Annotated in this window: 23 protein-coding genes, 1 tRNA gene and 2 pseudogenes; 8 read left to right on the forward strand and 18 right to left on the reverse strand. The window is 63.2% G+C overall.

The annotated features are described in order from the left end of the window. Positions 1 to 177: EAL domain-containing protein (locus D5S08_RS15700; protein ID WP_121120143.1), on the forward strand; the 177-nt coding region annotated here is incomplete at its 5' end. A gap of 355 nt (positions 178 to 532) precedes the next feature. On the opposite strand, the gene D5S08_RS15705 is transcribed toward D5S08_RS15700, so the two are convergent. From D5S08_RS15705 to D5S08_RS15750, 13 genes are all read right to left on the reverse strand, one after another. Beyond that, on the reverse strand, positions 533 to 961 hold the full coding sequence (locus D5S08_RS15705) for a hypothetical protein (protein WP_162302017.1): 429 nt from the start codon (positions 959 to 961) through the stop codon (positions 533 to 535). Positions 962 to 1251: 290 nt separating this feature from the next. After that, entirely contained in the window at positions 1252 to 1563 is a 312-nt protein-coding gene (locus D5S08_RS15710) for a hypothetical protein (RefSeq protein WP_121120145.1), read from the reverse strand. Between the two features lie 230 nt (positions 1564 to 1793). Beyond that, positions 1794 to 2348: a hypothetical protein gene (locus D5S08_RS15715; RefSeq protein WP_121120146.1), complete on the reverse strand. Its 555-nt coding sequence runs from the start codon at positions 2346 to 2348 to the stop codon at positions 1794 to 1796. Positions 2349 to 2481: 133 nt separating this feature from the next. Further along, on the reverse strand, positions 2482 to 3165 hold the full coding sequence (locus tag D5S08_RS15720; RefSeq protein WP_121120147.1) for an RES family NAD+ phosphorylase: 684 nt from the start codon (positions 3163 to 3165) through the stop codon (positions 2482 to 2484). Positions 3166 to 3175: 10 nt separating this feature from the next. Beyond that, positions 3176 to 3613, reverse strand: coding sequence for an antitoxin Xre-like helix-turn-helix domain-containing protein (locus D5S08_RS15725; RefSeq protein ID WP_121120148.1), 438 nt, complete (start codon positions 3611 to 3613; stop codon positions 3176 to 3178). Between the two features lie 70 nt (positions 3614 to 3683). Next, positions 3684 to 4379: a HipA domain-containing protein gene (locus D5S08_RS17035; protein ID WP_206610369.1), complete on the reverse strand. Its 696-nt coding sequence runs from the start codon at positions 4377 to 4379 to the stop codon at positions 3684 to 3686. Further along, positions 4379 to 4663, reverse strand: coding sequence for a hypothetical protein (locus D5S08_RS17040; protein ID WP_206610370.1), 285 nt, complete (start codon positions 4661 to 4663; stop codon positions 4379 to 4381). The genes D5S08_RS17035 and D5S08_RS17040 overlap by 1 nt, the downstream gene beginning before the upstream one ends. A gap of 12 nt (positions 4664 to 4675) precedes the next feature. Beyond that, complete coding sequence (locus D5S08_RS17045) at positions 4676 to 4924, reverse strand: hypothetical protein (protein ID WP_206610371.1); 249 nt, start codon at positions 4922 to 4924, stop codon at positions 4676 to 4678. Continuing rightward, a complete protein-coding gene (locus tag D5S08_RS17395; protein WP_121120149.1) occupies positions 4921 to 5238 on the reverse strand; it encodes a helix-turn-helix domain-containing protein in 318 nt (105 codons plus the stop codon). The genes D5S08_RS17045 and D5S08_RS17395 overlap by 4 nt, the downstream gene beginning before the upstream one ends. Positions 5239 to 5318: 80 nt before the next feature. After that, entirely contained in the window at positions 5319 to 5828 is a 510-nt protein-coding gene (locus D5S08_RS17265; RefSeq protein WP_241557472.1) for a protein NO VEIN domain-containing protein, read from the reverse strand. Continuing rightward, the gene (locus tag D5S08_RS17270) at positions 5776 to 6159 is read right to left on the reverse strand and encodes a hypothetical protein (RefSeq protein ID WP_241557473.1); all 384 of its coding nucleotides are present in this window, start codon (positions 6157 to 6159) and stop codon (positions 5776 to 5778) included. Before D5S08_RS17270 ends, D5S08_RS17265 begins: the two co-directional genes overlap by 53 nt. A gap of 35 nt (positions 6160 to 6194) precedes the next feature. Further along, the gene (locus D5S08_RS15745; RefSeq protein WP_241557474.1) at positions 6195 to 6542 is read right to left on the reverse strand and encodes a type II toxin-antitoxin system RelE/ParE family toxin; all 348 of its coding nucleotides are present in this window, start codon (positions 6540 to 6542) and stop codon (positions 6195 to 6197) included. Positions 6543 to 6547: 5 nt separating this feature from the next. After that, on the reverse strand, positions 6548 to 6775 hold the full coding sequence (locus D5S08_RS15750) for a ribbon-helix-helix domain-containing protein (RefSeq protein ID WP_206610372.1): 228 nt from the start codon (positions 6773 to 6775) through the stop codon (positions 6548 to 6550). 84 nt (positions 6776 to 6859) lie between these two features. On the opposite strand from D5S08_RS15750, the gene D5S08_RS15755 reads away from it, so the two are divergent. From D5S08_RS15755 to D5S08_RS15770, 4 genes are all read left to right on the forward strand, one after another. Next, entirely contained in the window at positions 6860 to 7351 is a 492-nt protein-coding gene (locus tag D5S08_RS15755; RefSeq protein ID WP_121120151.1) for a metallophosphoesterase family protein, read from the forward strand. A gap of 1 nt (position 7352) precedes the next feature. Further along, the gene (locus D5S08_RS15760) at positions 7353 to 8123 is read left to right on the forward strand and encodes an exodeoxyribonuclease III (RefSeq protein WP_121120152.1); all 771 of its coding nucleotides are present in this window, start codon (positions 7353 to 7355) and stop codon (positions 8121 to 8123) included. A 67-nt stretch (positions 8124 to 8190) separates the two neighbouring features. Continuing rightward, a complete protein-coding gene (locus D5S08_RS15765) occupies positions 8191 to 8436 on the forward strand; it encodes a type II toxin-antitoxin system Phd/YefM family antitoxin (RefSeq protein WP_121120153.1) in 246 nt (81 codons plus the stop codon). After that, complete coding sequence (locus D5S08_RS15770) at positions 8433 to 8819, forward strand: type II toxin-antitoxin system VapC family toxin (RefSeq protein ID WP_121120154.1); 387 nt, start codon at positions 8433 to 8435, stop codon at positions 8817 to 8819. The genes D5S08_RS15765 and D5S08_RS15770 overlap by 4 nt, the downstream gene beginning before the upstream one ends. Before the next feature lie 31 nt (positions 8820 to 8850). Here D5S08_RS15770 and D5S08_RS15775 read toward each other — a convergent pair whose 3' ends face one another. Continuing rightward, complete coding sequence (locus D5S08_RS15775; protein WP_121120155.1) at positions 8851 to 9159, reverse strand: hypothetical protein; 309 nt, start codon at positions 9157 to 9159, stop codon at positions 8851 to 8853. A 657-nt stretch (positions 9160 to 9816) separates the two neighbouring features. Beyond that, a tRNA-Leu gene (locus D5S08_RS15780) sits at positions 9817 to 9900 on the reverse strand. Between the two features lie 757 nt (positions 9901 to 10657). On the opposite strand from D5S08_RS15780, the gene D5S08_RS15785 reads away from it, so the two are divergent. Continuing rightward, a complete protein-coding gene (locus D5S08_RS15785; RefSeq protein ID WP_121120156.1) occupies positions 10658 to 10897 on the forward strand; it encodes a hypothetical protein in 240 nt (79 codons plus the stop codon). 2969 nt (positions 10898 to 13866) lie between these two features. Here D5S08_RS15785 and D5S08_RS17275 read toward each other — a convergent pair. Together D5S08_RS17275 and D5S08_RS15790 are read right to left on the reverse strand one after the other, a co-directional pair. Next, a pseudogene (locus tag D5S08_RS17275) lies at positions 13867 to 14231 on the reverse strand (response regulator); the annotation flags it as partial. 239 nt (positions 14232 to 14470) lie between these two features. Continuing rightward, positions 14471 to 14794 (reverse strand): hypothetical protein, encoded by a 324-nt coding sequence (locus D5S08_RS15790; RefSeq protein WP_121120157.1) that lies wholly within the window; start codon positions 14792 to 14794, stop codon positions 14471 to 14473. A 171-nt stretch (positions 14795 to 14965) separates the two neighbouring features. Between D5S08_RS15790 and D5S08_RS15795 the strand changes: the two genes are divergently transcribed. Continuing rightward, positions 14966 to 15478 (forward strand): response regulator, encoded by a 513-nt coding sequence (locus D5S08_RS15795; RefSeq protein ID WP_126665623.1) that lies wholly within the window; start codon positions 14966 to 14968, stop codon positions 15476 to 15478. A 34-nt stretch (positions 15479 to 15512) separates the two neighbouring features. Further along, positions 15513 to 16880 carry a PAS domain S-box protein gene (locus D5S08_RS15800; RefSeq protein WP_121120159.1) on the forward strand — a complete coding sequence of 456 codons (1368 nt, stop codon included), beginning with the start codon at positions 15513 to 15515 and terminating at the stop codon, positions 16878 to 16880. Positions 16881 to 17301: 421 nt separating this feature from the next. Here the strand turns inward: D5S08_RS15800 and D5S08_RS15805 are convergent. Continuing rightward, positions 17302 to 17924: pseudogene (locus tag D5S08_RS15805) on the reverse strand (hybrid sensor histidine kinase/response regulator); the annotation flags it as partial.

Consider the following 17924-nt stretch of genomic DNA (forward strand, 5'->3'; position numbering starts at 1 on the left):
GCCCTCGGCCGAAGTCTCAACACGCCGGTGTTGGCGGAGGGACTTGAGAATGACGAGCAGTTGCGCTTGTTGCAGTCGGAAGGCTGCGACGAGGCACAAGGCTTTCTCTGGGGTCGTCCAACTATAGCCCCATCGATCCAAAGACAACCTCCACCGGGCGCTGAGCAGGCTGCCTGATTGGCTTGATCCTGTCACCGACTATTCCGCAACAACCACGCTGTCCGGCGGAGCGATCCACGTGGCAGGCAATAACCAGTGGCGCTATATCCGAGATCAGTCGTCGCTTGACGATGCTGATATCGCGTGGCGGGCTGCACCAGCGTCCGGACAATCTGTGATGATGGCGAATTGGGGCCAACACGGGAGATGTGTGCTAGTCGCGGATTGAGCAGGCTACGCACTTCGATGGGATAGCTACTGGCTTGATCACGACTGCCATCGTCAAGGCGCAGCGCAACCATCCGCCTTGCCTGAACGAAGGGCCACTTTCAGCCTTCGTTTTGCCCAAAGCGGACAGGCCGCTTTCCACCTTTCAACGTAGTCTTTTCCTTTGGCCATTCCGGCCAATCAGAAAGCGAACGGCGGCCCGGATAGTGGTTCCCTGCGACAAGCAGAGCAGGTGCAGGGGCGAAGCAGTGCGGGTATCGAGAAGGCCAAAGCATGTAAGCGGCAAGCTGCACTCCGCCCCGAACCTTGTCCCCCGGTCATCAGCGGCTCGGGCCTTGGTGCCGAACGCATGCGTCACCCGCTCGAGCAGCGCCTCGCCCCAGGCCACGATCGACTGGAGCAGCGAACGCGGCCGGCTCTGCTCCAGCCGTTCGATCCCGCTCTGGTGTGCCACGGCCTTCTCCGCCCATAGCGTTCGGGCCGCAACGGCATCGCCTGCCTGCTTGGCATCGCGAATGTACAGCGTCACCGCCTCCCACCCCTTGGGCGAGCTGATCCCCAGTGCCTCAGCCATGGTGCGGATCCATTCTTCGGCACTGAAGGCGGTGATCGCCTCACGCGAGATGCCGCTGATCTCGAACTGGCCGTGCCGGCCGGTAATCAGTTCCGCAGGCCTCTCAGACCTGCCACGAAATCTTGCTGCGCCCGCTTGGCCCGCTCCTGCTGCTCCGCCAACTGCTGCGCCCGGCTGCCATGCTCCTCGCGGATCGTGCAAAACAACAGCGCCGGTTCCTCGATCGTCAGCGGGTCGGTGCGGTGACATTGCCCACACGCTCGCGCATTTGGCGCAGCAGGTGCTTCCGCTTATGCACTGTCGCCATGCAGTGCTGCGGCAATATGCGCCGGGCTCGCGGCCCTGCGTCCCAGCGGCGCGATAAACAGGGCTTCGAACACGAACTTGCCGAAGGTGGCAAAGCCGGCGACCACCAGCGCGACGCGGGCAGCTTCCCGCTCGCCCGTCAGCGCCACCAGCAGCACCGGGCCGAGCAGGCAGAAGGCGAACAGCGCGCATGCCGGCACCAGCATCGTCAGGTTGCGCTCGCGCGCAGCATGGAAGGCCAAGCGCGCAAGGAGAGTCTGCTTCTCGGCGCCCGACAGGTTTGCAGGATCGTTCATCGCAGCACTGGCTCCGTGGAAGGACGTGGAACGGGTCGGACCCGGGCCGCGGCCGGATCTTCATCCCTCCTCGCAAAGGGCCACTGCCGTCTCCTGCATATGCCGGAGATCACCTGCTGCCATCTGGCCCATCTGCCTGCCCTGCCGGGCGGCGCATGACCGCCTGCTTGTCGCGGCGGCGATCGAGGACGAAGATAGCGTGCCGACGCTGGCCTGCAAGGCCCTCGCCCCTACCCTGCCCGCAGCGCCTCGCGCACCGGCGGCGCCAGCGTATAGACCGCCTGCCGTTGCGCGCCGCGGTTCTCGTGATCCACGCGCCAGCCCTGGTAGTGCCGTGTCACCAGTCCCGCCCGCACCAGTTCCGACACGGCGCGGCTGACATTAGTGCGGCCGGACTGCCGCACCCGCTCGCGCACCTCTTCCGCCACCATCCGCTCCGCTGCGGCGCTATCCTCGGGCAGCGCGCCCGCCAGCGCCAGGTCGCGCCGCACCCGATCGGCGATGGCGCGGCGCCGGGGATCGCGCCGGGCGGTGGGCAGCAGCGCATCGCACAACCAGTCCCGCACCGGCATTTCACCCGCAGCGCTGCGCACATATGGCCCCGCCGCGCCATCCGGCCCGCCCGCCTGCGCGATCAGGTTCAACACCATGAAGCAGTAACGCGGCCGCTGGCACGCGGCGGATAGCCGCTCCAGGATCGCCGGCAGGTCCAGCGTGGCCTGCTCCGCCGGTACACCCTGGACCGGCGCGGGCGCGGTGGCGGCGAAGAGGTCGGGCTGGATCATGCCAGAACATATGCAGCACGGCGGACTCGCTGTGAATCCCTGACAACGCGCAGCACCCCCGTCGCGAGCACTTTGACCACGCATGGCACTTTACCAGCGGCGCGGGGTGAAGTGCCACTTGTGGCAAGTGACCTCAAAGAGCCGTGACGTCGAACCTCGGCGACCCTGACCAGGTCAGCCGGACCATCGAACCCTGCATGACGGATTGCACGACATTGGGCCACAGCGCCGCGATGCAGGTCCCCCCTGCATGGCGCACTGACGGGTAGATGATCCCGTTGTGCCCGGCCGCCCGCGTCGCCGCGGCGACGGCGTTCCCGGCAGGGTAGCCGATGGCGGGATCGGGATGGAGTGCGCCATGATCCGCCACCTGCCGCAGGTCGACAAACAGGCCCGCCATGCTCGCCAGCATCTCGCCATAGTCTACCACAGCGTGGAAATCGCCCGCGTCGGCCAGCGCCCGCGTCAAATGATGGCCGACCTCCGCCACGCAGGTCGCCACATCCAGCGCGGCATACCAGGCACCCCGGTCCGCGGGACTGAAGCGGTTGGGCTGGCGTGGCCTTGCATAGGCGAAGCTGGCATTGATGAACCGTGCATGCGGCACACCGTGGACGAGTTCGGCAGCATTCAGCGCAACCCTGCCCCGCGCCTCGCTGATCAGCCTGCCGCTGGTGGCACCTTCAATCTCCGCGAGCAGCGCCAGTTCATCGTCGCTGTCGGCCAGCGGCGCCAGGACCGCCTCCCGCAATCGGGCGCTCGGCACCAGCCGCACCGTGCGGAGGAACGCCACCCGCACCAACGGCAGCCCGTCCATAGCCCCTGCGTCAAAGCCCTCCACGCAGCCCGTCAATATACTGCCGTGTCTCGATCATGCGCGGGATCCCGCCATGGATCATCGCCTGGATCGGTGTCATGCGGTCGAATACCGGACCGCGATTGGGCAGCTGCGGCCAGCGATCGGCCATGTCGTCAGCAAAAAGCAGATGCAGCCCCTTGAACACCCCGATCAGCGCGGAGGCTCGGGTGAGCTGGTCCTGGCTCAGCACGCCATCCCAGCGCCCGGCCTTGATCCGGTCCCATGTGCTTTCGGACACGCCCAGCAGGGCTGCGCCCTCGGCATTGCTGACGCCCCATGCCGCGACCAGACGCACCGCTGCCTTTACGGCAGCGCCAGTCAAGCGGCGGCGATCATCCTCGGCAGCAAATGTCTGGAGGTCGCCGACCGGTATTGCAGGGCGCTGAAGTGTAACGACGTTGCTCATGGCACATCTCCTGACGCGAACATGCGCGTCAGGAGATGATTTGTCAAGATTGCGGGTGGTCCCGTGTCGCTCACCCGAACGCAGCCGCCACCGCCGCGTATCGCTTGGCAACCTCCGCCGCCGAAACCGTCACGCCCGTGTCTCCGCTCAGGCGCGGCCACTCCGCCAAGGCCCCGCGCACGTCGTCAATCACCGCAGCAACCATGCGCTCCGCCAGGCCGTGCCGCCGCCCCAGCGCCGTCACCTGCGCGCGCGTGATGGCCCGGCCCTCGCCCTCCACCGCCAGATAGTGCTCGCCGCCCGGCCCGGCCGAGCAGGTGAGATCGTAGGCCGGCGCCAGCCGCCACGCGCCGTCCTCCCCCTGCAGGAAGGCATGCTGCCGCGTGTGATCGTCGCGATTATGCGCCAGCACGTTGAACACCATCCGCCGGAACGCCTCCGCCACATCCCCGGCACAACGGGTGATCGCCAGCGTCGCGCGCAGCAAGCCGTCATAGTCCAGGCTCGGCATGTCGGGCAATGCCTCCAATGCGCCCACCAAGGAGACCATGTGCACCCGCCTGCTTCCACCCGGCCGGTCGAACCGGCGCGTGGCGAAATGCCCCGGCCCTTTGGCGGAGGGCAGCAGCCGCGTCTCCGCCATGGCGATGCCGGCCAGCCGCGCCATCCGGGCACAGGCCTCCTCGACCGGGCCGATATCGGGATTGTCCACCTGCGCGCGGAACTTCACGATCCACTTGTCGCCGGCCCCTTCGTTCACTGGCATCACTGCACCGCGGCGCCCAGCGCCACATGCACCTTGGGCCCCGCCCCACCGGATGCTCCGCCCAGCCGCGCCAGCACGTCCAGCGCACTTGCTTCCTCGCCCACCAGCACGACGCGGGATTCCTCGGCCAACACATCCAGGTCGATCGGCCCGATCGCCTCGTCAGGCGTGGCCGCCGGCTCGAACACCAGCGCCCCGCGCCCCTCCCGGCCCACCAGCGCCAGCCGGTCCGCCGCGCTCAGCATCGCCAGGTCCACCCCCTGCCGCGCCAGCCGCCGCCGCATCAGCAACTGCCCTCAAGCATCCGGCGGGCTGTCCGCCAGAAAGCCGTGCAACCCCTCGAAGTGGCGCCCGCGCGCGGCATGCAGCCCGGGCAGCGGCGGATAGAGCAGCGGATCGACCCGCCACCCCTGCGCCACCGACATGTCGCTCCATTCCAGCTGCGCCAGCCCCCCGGCCATGGCCAGCCGACCGACCGCCTCGGCTGGCGCGCCTTCGTCCCGCATCATGCCCACCGGCAGCGGAGTGCCCGGTGTCAGCCTCACACCTTTGTCCGCGAGGATGGCGCCCGTTGGCGGACCTTGGGCGCGGCGGCTGCCTGCTGACGCAGCAACTCATCCATCGAACTCGCCGCCACCGGAGGAAACACGCCGGCCACCCCCTCCTCGCACCGCAACGCCACCGCCGCGCGGACCAGATCCTCGATGGAGGCTTTCCCCTCCCCCTCCAGCCGCCGCCAGGTGCGATAGGCCACCCCCGCCCGCTCGGCCGCCGCGGCTTGCGTATAGCCCAGCCCGAGGCGGCGGGCTTTTATCCGCTGGCCCAGATCGGCGATGATCTCCGAAGGCAAATGAAGCATTGTCCGTATATGGCCGATAACGCCGTAATTGGAAACTGTACTGGCCCTATTTGGACATCTTAGGACCACCTCACTAATGCTTAGCGCAGAGCCGCCAGGAAGCTCGTCGCCGTCAGGTCCGCATGGGCCTGCAACGGCGGGCGCAGGCTGAAAGCTTTTGGTGTGCGCGCAAAGTCATAAAGCCGCACCAGATGCCAATCGTCCCGCCGCGCATCCGCCACCGCCAGTTCGTTGCGCGTGATGTGGAAGGGTGTGCGCTCCCAGCCATTGGTGGTCTTCACCTCCACCAGCCGCTCTCGCCCGTCGGGCAGGAAGCTGGCGATGTCGTAGCCATAACCGTCGCCATCCTCCTGCGCGGTCCAGCGCACCTTGCGCGCCAAGTCCTCGCGCCTCGCGGCGGCAAGCTGCTGGCGTTCATGCGCCTGCACCAGCTCGTCGCCCGCCTGCCCTAGCGCCCGATTGCGGGCATCCCGCTCCGCCACATCATACTTGCGCCCGATTGCCGCGATAAAGGCCGGATCGACCAGCGGCGGCTCGTTACGCTGCGTCGTCGGCGGGCCGATCCGCAACCGCGCGGCGCTGTCGGCCACGGCGGACTGCCCTGCCCTTCCCGCCTTGGGCGCCAGCCAGCCGGTGTGCGCGTTCAGCCAGCGCAACACGCCATCTACCAAACGCGCTCTGGAAGTTCGCCGCCGGCTTGTAACCGTTGATCCATGGCTGCCCCAGCCCCAGCATCACCGCGCTGATATTCTGGTGCTTGAACTCGATCGAGTCCTCGCTGCGGTCGATGCGCCCCTGCAGCGCGCGCCGGTGCTGCGCCTTGCTGAAGCTTCGCCCGGCCAGTTCCTCCGCCAGCATGGCGAAGTAATCCACCACGATCCCGTCGATCTCCGCGCTGGTCCAGTCGCTGCCTGCAGGCATCAGCAGAACATCAGCCTGTACGGGCACAAGCCACGTCAGCTCTCCTCCCCATCATGCCCTGCAAGCCAAACAGGGATGTCGCATCTCGCATCCAGGACACGCAGCACATCGATGTGATCAGGCCGTTCCCAGTACAGGGCGATCCAGGGGAACCGGCCGAGCCGCCGGTGACGCAATCCCGGCAGATCCAGCTGCTCGGCATACCGCGGAGAACCGGCGCCACGATACTCGGCCATTGCGGCGTAGGCGGACTCCAGCGCGGCGATGAAGCGGCCCGCAAGTGCCGGTCCACCTTCGTGCGCATATGCGGCAAGTGCAGCCGCCACATCCGCCTGCGCCACGGCACGCGGCCGCACCGGCTTCACCTCCTTCGTGTCCGCCAAGCTTCCTAATCCGTGGGCAGGCCAGCGAGTGCTCGCAATCCATCGAAATAGGCCTTGTCTGCCACCGGCCCAAGCGCACTCTCGGCACCGGCCAGCACCATGGCACGCAGGCGCTGCCGATCCTGATCCTTGCGGATCAGCTCGCGCACATACTCGCTGCTGGTACCGTATCCACGGCCGGTCACCTGTTCATCCACGAAGGACTTCAGCGGCTGCGGCAGAGAGATGTTCATGGTCGCCATGCTGCACGATGTAGCGATCTTGGCAAACCTTGCCAAGGCGCGAACCCGAACCCAACCCTCGCCCGTTCCACCTCCATGGCCACCTTCTTCACCGCCGACACGCATTTCGGCGACCACCGCACGATTAACCTGTGGTGCCGCCCCTTCCCCGACACCGCCACCATGGACGCCCACCTGATCGCGCGCTGGAACGCCACCGTCGCGCCCGGGGACACGATCTGGCACCTGGGCGACGTCGCCCGCCGCCCCGCCGATGTGCCCGCATTGCTCGCTCGCCTGAACGGCACGAAGCACCTGCTGCGCGGCAACAACGACCCCGACGCCACGCTGGCGGCGCAAGGCTGGACCAGCACCGCCGCCTATGTCGAGATCGAGCAGGACGGCCACGCCCTCGTCCTGTGTCACTACCCGTTCCGCAGCTGGAACGGGCAGCACATGCGCGCGCTCAACCTGCACGGTCACAGCCATGGACGGCTGAAGCCGATGCCGCGCCAGTTCGACGTCGGCGTGGACGTGCATGGCTGGGCGCCGATCACGCTGACGCAGCTGCTGACCCCAAAAGCATGAAATCGCCACTTTCAACGTGAACGGCATCAATGGCCGCCTCCCCGTGCTGCTCCGCTGGGTGGCGGAGGCGCAACCCGACGTAGTCTGTCTGCAGGAGCTGAAGGCCCCACAGGACAAGTTCCCGGCCAAGGCGCTGGCAGAGGCCGGCTACCAGGCGCTATGGCACGGCCAGCCGCGCTGGAACGGTGTCGCCATCCTCGCCCGCACCGGCACCATCCAGCCCACCCGCCGCGGCCTGCCGGACGATCCCGACCCCACGCAGAGTCGCTATCTGGAGGCGGCCGTCAACGGCGTGCTGGTCGCCTGCCTCTACCTGCCCAATGGCAATCCCCGCCCCGGTCCGAAATACGCCTACAAGCTCGCCTGGTTCGACGCGCTGCTCGCCCACGCGGCGTTCCTGCTGGACAGCGGCCTGCCGGTGGTGCTGGCGGGCGACTTCAACGTGATCCCCACGCCGGCGGACGTGTACAAGCCCGAACGCTGGCAGGACGACGCCCTGTTCACCCCAGAGATCCGCGACCGCTTCGCCCGCTTGATAACCGCAGGCTGGACCGACGCCCTGCGCACCCTCCACCTGGATGCGGATCTCTACACCTTCTGGGACTACCTGCGCCACTCCTGGAGCCGCAATGCGGGCCTGCGGGTCGACCACCTGCTCCTCAGCCCCACCCTCACCCCGCGCCTGCGCGCCGCCGCCGTGGACGCCCATGTGCGCGGATGGGGCTGGGCCAGCGATCACGGACCGGTGTGGATCGAGCTGGCGGAGGAGTGAGACAAAGCCTTGCAACGCCACCGGCAATCACCAGACTAAGTCAACCAGACTAAGCCAGGGCACCATCATGGAAACCGTCAACATCCACCAGGCCAAGACCCACCTCTCCCGCCTGCTGGAGCAGGTCGCGGGTGGCGACAGCGTCATAATCGCCAAGGCCGGCCGGCCGATCGCCCGCCTCGTGCCCATCGAGCAGCCGACACGCCCGCCACGGCAACGCACCGGCTTCATGGCCGGCCAGCTCCGCGTGCCCGCCGACTTCGACCGCATGGGCGATCCGGAGATCGAGGCGCTGTTCGGCGGCCACAGGTGAAGCTGCTGCTCGACACCCACATCCTGCTCTGGGCCGCCGGCGATCCCGGCCGCCTGCCCGCCGCCGCGCGGGCGCTGATCGAGGACGAGGACAACCACCTGCTATTCAGCGCGGCCAGCCTGTGGGAAGTCGCCATCAAGGGCGCACTGGGCCGCGAGGACTTCGCTGTCGACGCCGCCCTCTTGCGGCGTGGCCTCGCCGACAATGGCTATGCCGAGCTGCCCGTCACCGGTGCGCACGCAGTCGCAGTGGCCACCCTGCCCCCGATCCACCGCGATCCGTTCGACCGCCTGCTGGTGGCACAGGCCACGGCCGAGGGCATCACCCTGCTGAGCGCCGACGAGCTGGTCTGCCAGTATTCCGGCCCGATCCGCCGGATCTGATCCCCTGCTCCATCACCGCCAGGCAGCCCCATCACGGCACCGCGCGCAACGGCGTGCCACCCAGCCGGCGCTCCAGATGCTGTCCGCGCGCGGCCAGCGCATCGCGCCGCTGCTCGCGTTCCGCTTCCACGATGTCATGGGCACTCTCGCTGATGGCGCATAGCTGCGCCACCATCCGCCGCTTCAGCTCGCGCGCCTCCTCCAGTCCGGCCGGTGCGATCGCCGCCTCGTAGTCGCTGACTAGGCCGGGCACCTGCTGCGTGACCAGCGGCAGGTCGTCATGATGCGCCCCCTCGGCCAGCGCCAGCAGGCGTGCGCAATGATTGCGCGCCCGCCGCAACTCCTCCCCCGCCCCCGGGGGGAGGCGCCTCGCCCGCGTCCAGCACGGCCGCCAGTTTTTCTGAATCACTTTGCGGCCTGCCGCTGCCGAATTGATTCAACCGGCCGGGTGTGCCTCAACCGGCGCTCAGGCAGGGGCGGCTTGGTCCACGGCGCGCGATCTCATCGATGCTGGCAAGCGACACTTCGGGAACGCCAATCCTCCCTGCACGGGGAGGGGGACCATGCGTAGCATGGTGGAGGGGCACGCGCCGCTTCTCAAGAGTGTTGAAAGTCAGGCGTCCGGAGACCTGGCGGGGTGCCCCTCCACCTCCGCCCTCGGCGGCGCCCTACGGGTGAGGAGGATCTATCCGAGCACGCCCTAAGAGCAGGCGCCGTTCCGCGCCGTCCTTGTCATCGCCGCGGGTCATGTGCAGCAGCGGTTCGCCGCCGCACGCGCTCGGCTCCACTGCCAGCGAATAGCAGCCAAGCTTCATATGAACGTACGTACAGGGTGCTTCTGCAATCAGGCTAGCAGGCACGCCGGGATCCTTGGTGGATCGAACCTCATCACAGGGGCGATCTCCTAACGTGAGTTTCCTAAGCTGTTCGCACGAGCCCGCCCTGTGGGCTGAGCGGATCAGCCGTGAGTTCGCCCTTTTGGGCGGCAGGTGAAAGCTGGTGCGGACGGCGGGACTCGAACCCGCACGAGCAAGCTCAGAGGATTTTAAGTCCTCGGCGTCTACCATTCCGCCACGTCCGCGCGCGAGACGGCATAGGCGACTTGGATATGGATAACTAGCGGCGGAGTACCCAGCCTCTTTCGCGTGCATGTCGATCGCAACTCGCGCCTGCAACGTTCGGGAGACGATCGATCAGCGGTTCATCTTCACCCGGGCTGCCGACGCAAGGGAAAGTACCACCCGGCAAGTCCCAGAGGGATGGTACGGTAACTTGTGCATTGGTGGGGCCTAGCCTCATACCCCGCCACGTGAACCAGATACCGTTCTACTATCGTAGGCGTCTGGCCAGTCACGGAAGGGCACATCCTGGTGCTTGGGGCGGCCATCCGGCGCGGATCGACAGGAGGTGCAGGTGGCGGGCGGGATGGCGCCTGGTGCGCATCTCCACGGGGATCATTTCAGTTGTGCTATGGCGCGGTCGTTCATGGCCCTCCACATCGAATCTATGTTGGCGTGACCACCAATGCAGGCAAACTTGAGCGCCAAAAAAATTTGGCTGGCTCACAAGAACTGCAAACGTGCAATGAAGGTCTGAACCCAACGCCCGTTGAGATACAGATTCATTTTATCACCGCGAGGGGCCCTCGCTGCTAGACATTTAGGGACGCTGGGCAGGCTCTCGGACGCAAACAATCGGTCAGCCGGCGGTCGACCGCCGTCGATCTCAGCCCCTGTTGCGGCGACCGACGCCATCCGGTGTTTGGTGGACCGGCGGCACGCGACGTTCACTGTATTGCTCATCTGGCCAGGTGCAGCAACATACGACAAGGAAGCAAGATGACCGACAATGAAGCTGACTTAGCGGGCGCGAACGCCACGCTTACGTTAACGAACGAGCTCATAGACGTGGCACAGAGGCTTGGTGCTGGCACTGGCGCTGAGCCCGCTGTGGCGCTCTTCGGCGCCGCAATGAAGATATTGAAGGAGCAGTACGGCGACCATTCCTGGGTGCCGTTGGCTCAGCATTGGCTGCAGACGGTCATCGAAGCCGAGAACGGCGCGACGTCGTACGATTGACCGACCACCTCGTTTCACCGGCGGCTTCGTTGACATTTTGCGGGATGCTTAGCCGTACTAAAGGGGGACAAACTTGTTTCCCGCCTTCCAATTCCTTTCGAGCAACGGCAGGCAGCCATCAGAACCCGTCGTGGAGAATAATGTGGCCGCCCGACCTTACCCGTCATTTCTGATTTATAAGGATGAGGTTGGACAGTTTCGATGGCGATACCAGTTATCGATCAGGAAGACTTTGGCTGAGAGCGCCGACAGCTACAAAAGCAGGTTCGACTGCGTGCAGGACATCCAACTTGTCCAAGGCTGTGGCAATAGTCCGATTGTGACCGCAGGCGATGTGTTTTAGCTCCAAGCAACCCATGCATGGCGGATCGGCTTCAGCCTAAACGCCAAGCCGCAGAGCAGGCTGATGTTCTACCGCATACCGCAATTCGGTAGCGCCATCACGACCTGCGTCACCGCTTCGAGCCAACCTTGCTAACTCACCCCGACCTGTCCACGCTGCTGGTCGAACACAACTGTTCCGCTTCGTTGGTGAAGTCCCGGCAATCGCTACGGATGCTCTCCTCGGCCGGCGGAGCATTCGACTTGGCGAGCACGACCTTGCCGCAGGCGAAGCACCTTAACAAAGTGAGGTGAGACCGCTGCCTGATTCTATGCTAACACCGGCCCTACAAACCAAGTTCTTCGGGAGGTTTATGATGGCGATCGCCTGCGAACGAGATCTGCAAATTGATGCTGATCCGGCACGCCTTTCCCAAGCTATGTTAAAGTGTCAGGGATGGGCGCCAGACTGCGTCGAAGCCGGACATTGCCAGCATGACGGCGACTGTTTTTCTCGCACTCGTCATTGGTTTGCAAGGATAGGCGCGGGTTCACATAAGATTGCTGGCTCACGACGGTCTCACTGATCGCTCAAGCCGCAGCCGGCCGGAACGCCGCTACAACAAAGCAGCACTAGCCCAACTCCACTCTGTGAGATCACGCGACCGCCAGCTTCTTATACCGCCGAGGTGAAGACGTCACCGCGCACAGGGCGACATTCAGCGCCGCTGATCCTCCCGGATAGGGGAAGCAGCCAGTGCAATTCTCCAGCTGCTAAGGCCCGTTTCTTGGACGTCCAGCGCTGGCCGTCTCTTTAGCGACGGACGCGTGTCCCGCGTTGAGATGTGGCAACCTTTCGCTGAACGAGCCTGGAGATGTTCGCGCATGAGGCGTGGTGGTACTAGCCCCCGTTTACTCAAATCATTCGGCCGAATGACCAAGACCGGAGCGACGGCCCAACGCTGTCTCTCGCCCGATAAGGTCCGGCATGATCCCGCAACCTGACCTAGACGCCGATGGTACATGCATTTGCAATCAACTAAGCCATAGTACTTTGCGCGCTATCCGCGGGCGATCACCAGCAGATAGCCCGTTGGAACGCGTTGTTTGCCAAACTAACTCGCCATCTGAGCGAGCGCGAGAGTTAATTTGTTTCCTTTGTTGTTGTCGGCAAGCGCCTTGTACGGTGCCCGGTCAATCTCGTTGCGAAGCCAACGTGAAGAAGACTCCCTTACGACCATCCGCTAGAAAAGCGTTTGGGTGCTGGGGCCATCGTCGTTGTGCAAGGGGCTCTTGGCCCATTTTGAAAGCCGCAACATTCTAAGTTAGCTTCTCGCATGCTGACAGGTGCGTTATTCAAGACAAAAGGCCGCTACGGCACCTACCTCGAGCAAGTCTTCCCCGTTAAACAGATCGCGTTGCGGCGGAGTACACAGCGACCCCCGTTGATCCCGACTTCGTCGCAGCAACCCCGCCACTGAGCAACGCGACGTCTTACCTAGACTGCCGTGTCCAGTGAGCGCTGACCAAATGTCCAATCGGACCAGCGCTCACTCGCAAGACGAGTGTGGCGCTGAGAAGGCGCTGCCCACCAAATGGGCGAGTCCCGCCTGAATGAGCTCTTGTCCGGCTTGATCGCCAGCGCTCACTCGGCCTCAGCGGCAAGTCAGGATCGGCGTTCCGTTAGCTGCTCGCCGAGGCTTCTATTGGACTCACGCTGCGGCGGTGCTCACTGAGGCTTCGTTCTGTTCTGTGGACTGTCGCAGCACCTCCACTGTGCCACAATCGGTCACCTCGCCAAGTGAGGTCGCACGACCTGATGTCAGCCGATAGGCAAGCGGCAGCCGCAACGTGATCCCACACGAAGCGGTCAGGGCCGAGGTCCGTCTATCCCGGGCACCTCGGCCCGTCATTCCGGGTCTTGACCTGCACCGATCCAACTCAACACGATCCGGCGGCTTGCTTCCGCCAGGGTTCAGATCAGCGAATACCAATAGGCAGAATGTTGTGCTCTAGCCTGCGATCACTTGCCGTAGGTGGATGCCATCCGAAGCCGTTAAGGTGTGCGGCTAAGCGTTGGGACGGAGGGCATCGAATTGGCCATGAGCAGATGAAGCATTTATATATCCGGACTTGTAGCTGGGACGATCAGGCCATTTGGCGGTGATGATTGCCGTGACGCAACACAGATGCTTGTGGCCACCTACACCCTCGGTCTCGTGTAACCTCGGGCAGAGCGCAGGATTGGAACGCCAACTTCTCCGCCGCTCCATCCCGCGGTTTCTCATTGACACCGTTCCGCCGGGTGAGCGCTGGCGAGACCACCTCCCGTTAACGCTCACTCGCGACATGCATGAGAACCAGCAAACCGGACTTGATTGCTGGCGGTCGATTGCATGAATCATGAAAAGTCCACCGAGGCCGCAGCTCAGGCAGCACCGCAGCAGGTGGAGGGCCGTCCCTTATGTGCGGCTTCCATTAGAGATGATGAGTTTGTAAACAGGCTTGGCTGCGACAGCGCAACCAAGCGTGATACGCTATGACCCCCCTCCGCGTTGTCGCAGCACCCTGGTAGCCGGAGACTGAGCCCGTCAAGCTCCGTATCTTCCAGCGTTGACGCCTATTAGCGTCCGCGCCCGTGTAAGCACGCCATCAATCTCCTCCGTTTTGCCATTCGGATTGATCGTCAACTCGCCCTGTATGGATGATCGACTGGCTATGGCCCTTGGATCGGTGGACCAGGGCATGGCTGCGGGCGATCAACTCGCCATGGTGGAACGGATTGGTGACATAACCATCCGCGCCAAAGGTAGAGCGGACCTAGTTGTCCATTTTCTTGGAAAATGCCGATAATGGCAGCACTGGGTCTGCGCCTTGGCGAAGCGCAGCTTCTTCAGCACATCATACCCATGCACGTCGGGCAATTTCCGATCGAGCAGGGTGATGTCGTATTCATACAGTTTACCCAGATCGCAGCCCCCTCGCCCAGATCGGTGGCATGGACAGCAAAGCCTAGGTGCAGGCGGCAGTGCCCGGACTTCCGAACGTGTGGACTAGCGTCGCCCACATCGGAATAAGTAGAGCAGCCAGAAACAGAAAAGAAAGTTTTCGTGAATACAAGACGGATGAACGATCGTAACGGCTGATCGTCGGGAGGTGCGTTCACGGCATCACGGTATTCGCGAGATCCTCTCGGGTGCCTTCTGGAGAGTATCTCGCCGACCTCATCCTATCACCGGCCGGCCAGCTTGTTCAGCGCATGCTCAACTTTTGCAGAGCTACACTTTGGCCCTTGCGGGTCAGCGCAGCCGCTAACAGCTTGGGTGAGGACCCGACACCCAACAACAAGGCCTCGTACATGATCAGCCCCTCGTACTGTAAGGACGTACAAGCTTCCAAGAAGTTCTCCGCGGATGCACCGGGCGCTGCCACGTGCGCGTCGACATCAACACTATTAGGCCATTCGCGTCGGAGGTATGTCACCAGCGCCTCACGAACTGCTCCTCCGGCCGTACGCTGCTCGTCCTTCACCGTCGGGTCCTGCTGATGCCAAGTTGAAGAAGAGAGCTTGATCACTGGAGGTCCAGGGCTGCTCCGCACCGTTAAGACATCGTCAGGGGGCTCAGGTCAACCAAGTTGATGTCGATCGCGGCGGGCAGCCTTGTAGCGGCGGTGAGGTGAGCAGACTAGGTATCGCTACGTAGCTGGCGCTTATAGTCTTCGCAGGAGTTGCGGCATCTTGGCACAGTGCTTATCGTCGACACATCGCATATGGAAGTGAGGCAAGCGTTGGCTGACCAAGTTCCCGAGGCAATTGGTAATTTCCATGAGCGCAGTTCATCGCCGGAGATGATGCGGGTGGTGGCACCAGAGTTCCTGCAGGTACCGGTTCTCGTAGTAGAGGACGAAGTCCTCATCGGAATGATGGTTGCAAGCATTCTAGAGAACATCGGCTTTACCTCTGTGACGATAGCTGTGAGCTCCGAGCAGGCTTTGCGAGCTGCGGATGCGCAAAGTTTCGGACTACTGGTTTCTGATATCATTCTGGAGCACTCCAAGCTCGACGGGATTGATATCGTCGTCTCGCTTCTTGAGAGGAAGCCTGTTCCTGTGGTCTTCATAACCGCTCACGCCGGAGTTGGAGATCTGCAAAGGATTACTGTCGAAGCACCGAGAGCTGCCGTGTTGCGAAAGCCTGTGGCTCATCGCGAGTTGAACAATGCCATTGCAGCTTTGACTGAAACGTGGCGTACGGCTTGAACGCCCTGTTCTTTGCTTCGGCCGCCCTCTTGCAATGAGAAGCGTTTTCCCCTTCGCAGCAGCGTGGGTGAGTGCTTGCCTCCTGCTAGTGGCAGCGAGCGCAGTTCGCCTATTCCTCGACCCAGTGCTGGGCGACCGCGCTCCGTATCTGATATTCACGTTCGCCGTGTTCGTTGTAGGCATGCGGTACGGATCTTTGCCCGGGCTGTTCACTGTCGCAGTAAGCACGATCGCCGGCTTGTGGATGTTCATCCCGCCGCGTCTCTCGTTCGCCTCGATCTCGATGGATGAGTGGGCCAACATCGTGGCATACGTTGCCACCTGCTCCGCGATCCTGCTCTTCTGCAACCGTTACCGGCGAGCACGCGACGCCGAAGTTTCGAGCTTGGCCGAGAGCAGTGCGGCAACCAGCAGATTACAAGAAAGTCAGCAACGCTTAGCCGGGATCGTCGACTCAGCATTGGATGCAATCGTCACCTTCAACGCGGACCAAAAAGTCATCTTGTTCAATCCCGCGGCAGAGACGATGTTCGGCTACTCCACCTCAGATGTATGCGGTCGATCATTAAGCAGACTGCTGCCGGAAAGATCTCGCGTCGAGGACAACGGTCATGTGCAACGTTTCCGTCAAGAGGGCAGCACCAATTGCCGGATCAACTCGCTCGAAGGTATCTACGGGCGCCGCTCATCGGGCGAGGAGTTTCCACTCGAAGCCTCTATTTCGCATGTCACCATAGAATGCGAGCAACTCACGACAGTAATCCTTCGAGATATCACAGAGCGTAAGCTGAATGAGGAAGCACAAGCATTGCTAGTGCGGGAAGTGGATCATCGGGCGAAGAACGCTTTGGCCGTGGCTCAAGCCTTAGTCGGCCTCAGTCGCGGCGAAACGATCAAAGACTATACGGAAGCTGTCACTGGGAGACTTGCCTCCCTTGCTCGCGCGCATTCACTCCTGTCACAGTCTCGATGGAAAGGGGCTGCGCTGTCCGACATCATACAAGGTGAGCTTGGCGCGTGTCTTGCTGCCCATCAGTTCGTGTTTTGCGGCCCCGCTCTCTCACTAGCAAAGACCGCAGTTCAGCCGTTCAGCTTGGTTCTGCATGAATTGGCCGCCAATGCCATGAAACACGGAGCTGCGTTAGCCAGAACCGGACTCGTGAACGTGTCCTGGAGTGTCGTTGAAGATCAGCTGGAGCTTGCATGGGTGGAGACTGGTGGACCAGAAGTCGCCTCCCTCAAACAGCCGGGCGTCGGACTTAATCTGCTCCGGCGCACCGTTGAAAACCAGCTTGACGGGAAGCTAAGTCTTGAGTGGACTTCACAAGGCTTAAACGCCCAACTAGCGATACCCCCGAGCAGGTATTCTGTAGAAAGTAGCATTGGGAGTCATGGCCGATGAGCCGACCCTCGAAGTAGCGCGTACGGCAACCCTGCCCAAGAGCGGGCCAGGTGCTCAGACTGTACAGCGTCGTCACTCCTCAGCCTAGCCGTTATCAGATGACCGACGACGGTGCTTTGTAACGCCGCGCTAATCGAGCGCTTGGCTCACGCAATCAAGCAAATCAGTTTGGCGTTATGACCTGCCCAGAACGTTTCGGCCAGCAGCCTTCGGGCCGTGGGCCGCTAGATCTTCGTCGTAGCCCTTGGTCGCCAACATCGGTCGCGTGGGATCGAACTTGCCGATCTCTGTCGCCCGCACAATGGCGTTGATGTCACCGGACATGACTAGTCGGTGAACAGCAGGTCGATTGATCCTTCTTGGTAGTGCATGCCCATGGCCTCGCTGGTGCAGTGAGGCATGACGATGCCGGTCGCCTTTCTTCAGTGACGCAGATCGATAGGTACTGGCCAGCGGGTAGATCGCGTTCGCGCCGGCCTCTATCATCGATCCACTTGTTGGCCGTTTCGATGGTCAAACGCCCGCCTTCAGGCATGGCATCTCGCGCGTTGATGCACAGGTTCAGTAGTGCATTCCCCAATTGCCCGGCATCGATCAGCGCCGTCCATAGGTTGGCGGCACCCACTATCTCCAGCGTGATTGCGGGCCCGACCGTGCGACGGATCAGATCTTCCAAGCCGTAGACTAGCCGATTGACGTCGGGCGGTTTGGCATCAAGCGTTTGGCGGCGTGAGAAAGCCGACAAGCGTTGCGTCAGTGCAGCAGCGCGACGGCCAACGCCCAGGGCTGCAGTGATGAAGCGTTCAGCATCAGCAAGACGCCCTTGCGCGGCCCGCATCTGCAACAGCTCGAGATTGTCAATGATGGCGGTCAGCAGATTATTAAAATCTGCGCAAGACCACCAGTGAGCTGACCAACCGCTTCCATCTTCTGTGCCTGACGAAGTGCGTCTTGGGTCGCGTCGACCACCTTCGATGACATTGCAGGCGGAACATCGAATAGAGCACATGGCGCTGCACGACGGTCTGACAGACCTGCCAAACC

This window comes from Croceibacterium ferulae (genome assembly GCF_003660445.1).
Lineage (GTDB): Bacteria > Pseudomonadota > Alphaproteobacteria > Sphingomonadales > Sphingomonadaceae > Croceibacterium > Croceibacterium ferulae.

Bases quoted from the DNA above. Each gene is read 5' to 3' on its own strand.
- D5S08_RS15705 (WP_162302017.1), bottom strand. From the start codon at position 961: ATGGCTGAGGCACTGGGGATCAGCTCGCCCAAGGGGTGGGAGGCGGTG.
- D5S08_RS15710 (WP_121120145.1), bottom strand. From the start codon at position 1,563: ATGAACGATCCTGCAAACCTGTCGGGCGCCGAGAAGCAGACTCTCCTT.
- D5S08_RS15715 (WP_121120146.1), bottom strand. From the start codon at position 2,348: ATGATCCAGCCCGACCTCTTCGCCGCCACCGCGCCCGCGCCGGTCCAG.
- D5S08_RS15720 (WP_121120147.1), bottom strand. From the start codon at position 3,165: ATGGACGGGCTGCCGTTGGTGCGGGTGGCGTTCCTCCGCACGGTGCGG.
- D5S08_RS15725 (WP_121120148.1), bottom strand. From the start codon at position 3,613: ATGAGCAACGTCGTTACACTTCAGCGCCCTGCAATACCGGTCGGCGAC.
- D5S08_RS17035 (WP_206610369.1), bottom strand. From the start codon at position 4,379: ATGCCAGTGAACGAAGGGGCCGGCGACAAGTGGATCGTGAAGTTCCGC.
- D5S08_RS17040 (WP_206610370.1), bottom strand. From the start codon at position 4,663: ATGCGGCGGCGGCTGGCGCGGCAGGGGGTGGACCTGGCGATGCTGAGC.
- D5S08_RS17395 (WP_121120149.1), bottom strand. From the start codon at position 5,238: ATGCTTCATTTGCCTTCGGAGATCATCGCCGATCTGGGCCAGCGGATA.
- D5S08_RS17270 (WP_241557473.1), bottom strand. From the start codon at position 6,159: ATGCCTGCAGGCAGCGACTGGACCAGCGCGGAGATCGACGGGATCGTG.
- D5S08_RS15750 (WP_206610372.1), bottom strand. From the start codon at position 6,775: ATGAACATCTCTCTGCCGCAGCCGCTGAAGTCCTTCGTGGATGAACAG.
- D5S08_RS15755 (WP_121120151.1), top strand. From the start codon at position 6,860: ATGGCCACCTTCTTCACCGCCGACACGCATTTCGGCGACCACCGCACG.
- D5S08_RS15765 (WP_121120153.1), top strand. From the start codon at position 8,191: ATGGAAACCGTCAACATCCACCAGGCCAAGACCCACCTCTCCCGCCTG.
- D5S08_RS15785 (WP_121120156.1), top strand. From the start codon at position 10,658: ATGACCGACAATGAAGCTGACTTAGCGGGCGCGAACGCCACGCTTACG.
- D5S08_RS15800 (WP_121120159.1), top strand. From the start codon at position 15,513: ATGAGAAGCGTTTTCCCCTTCGCAGCAGCGTGGGTGAGTGCTTGCCTC.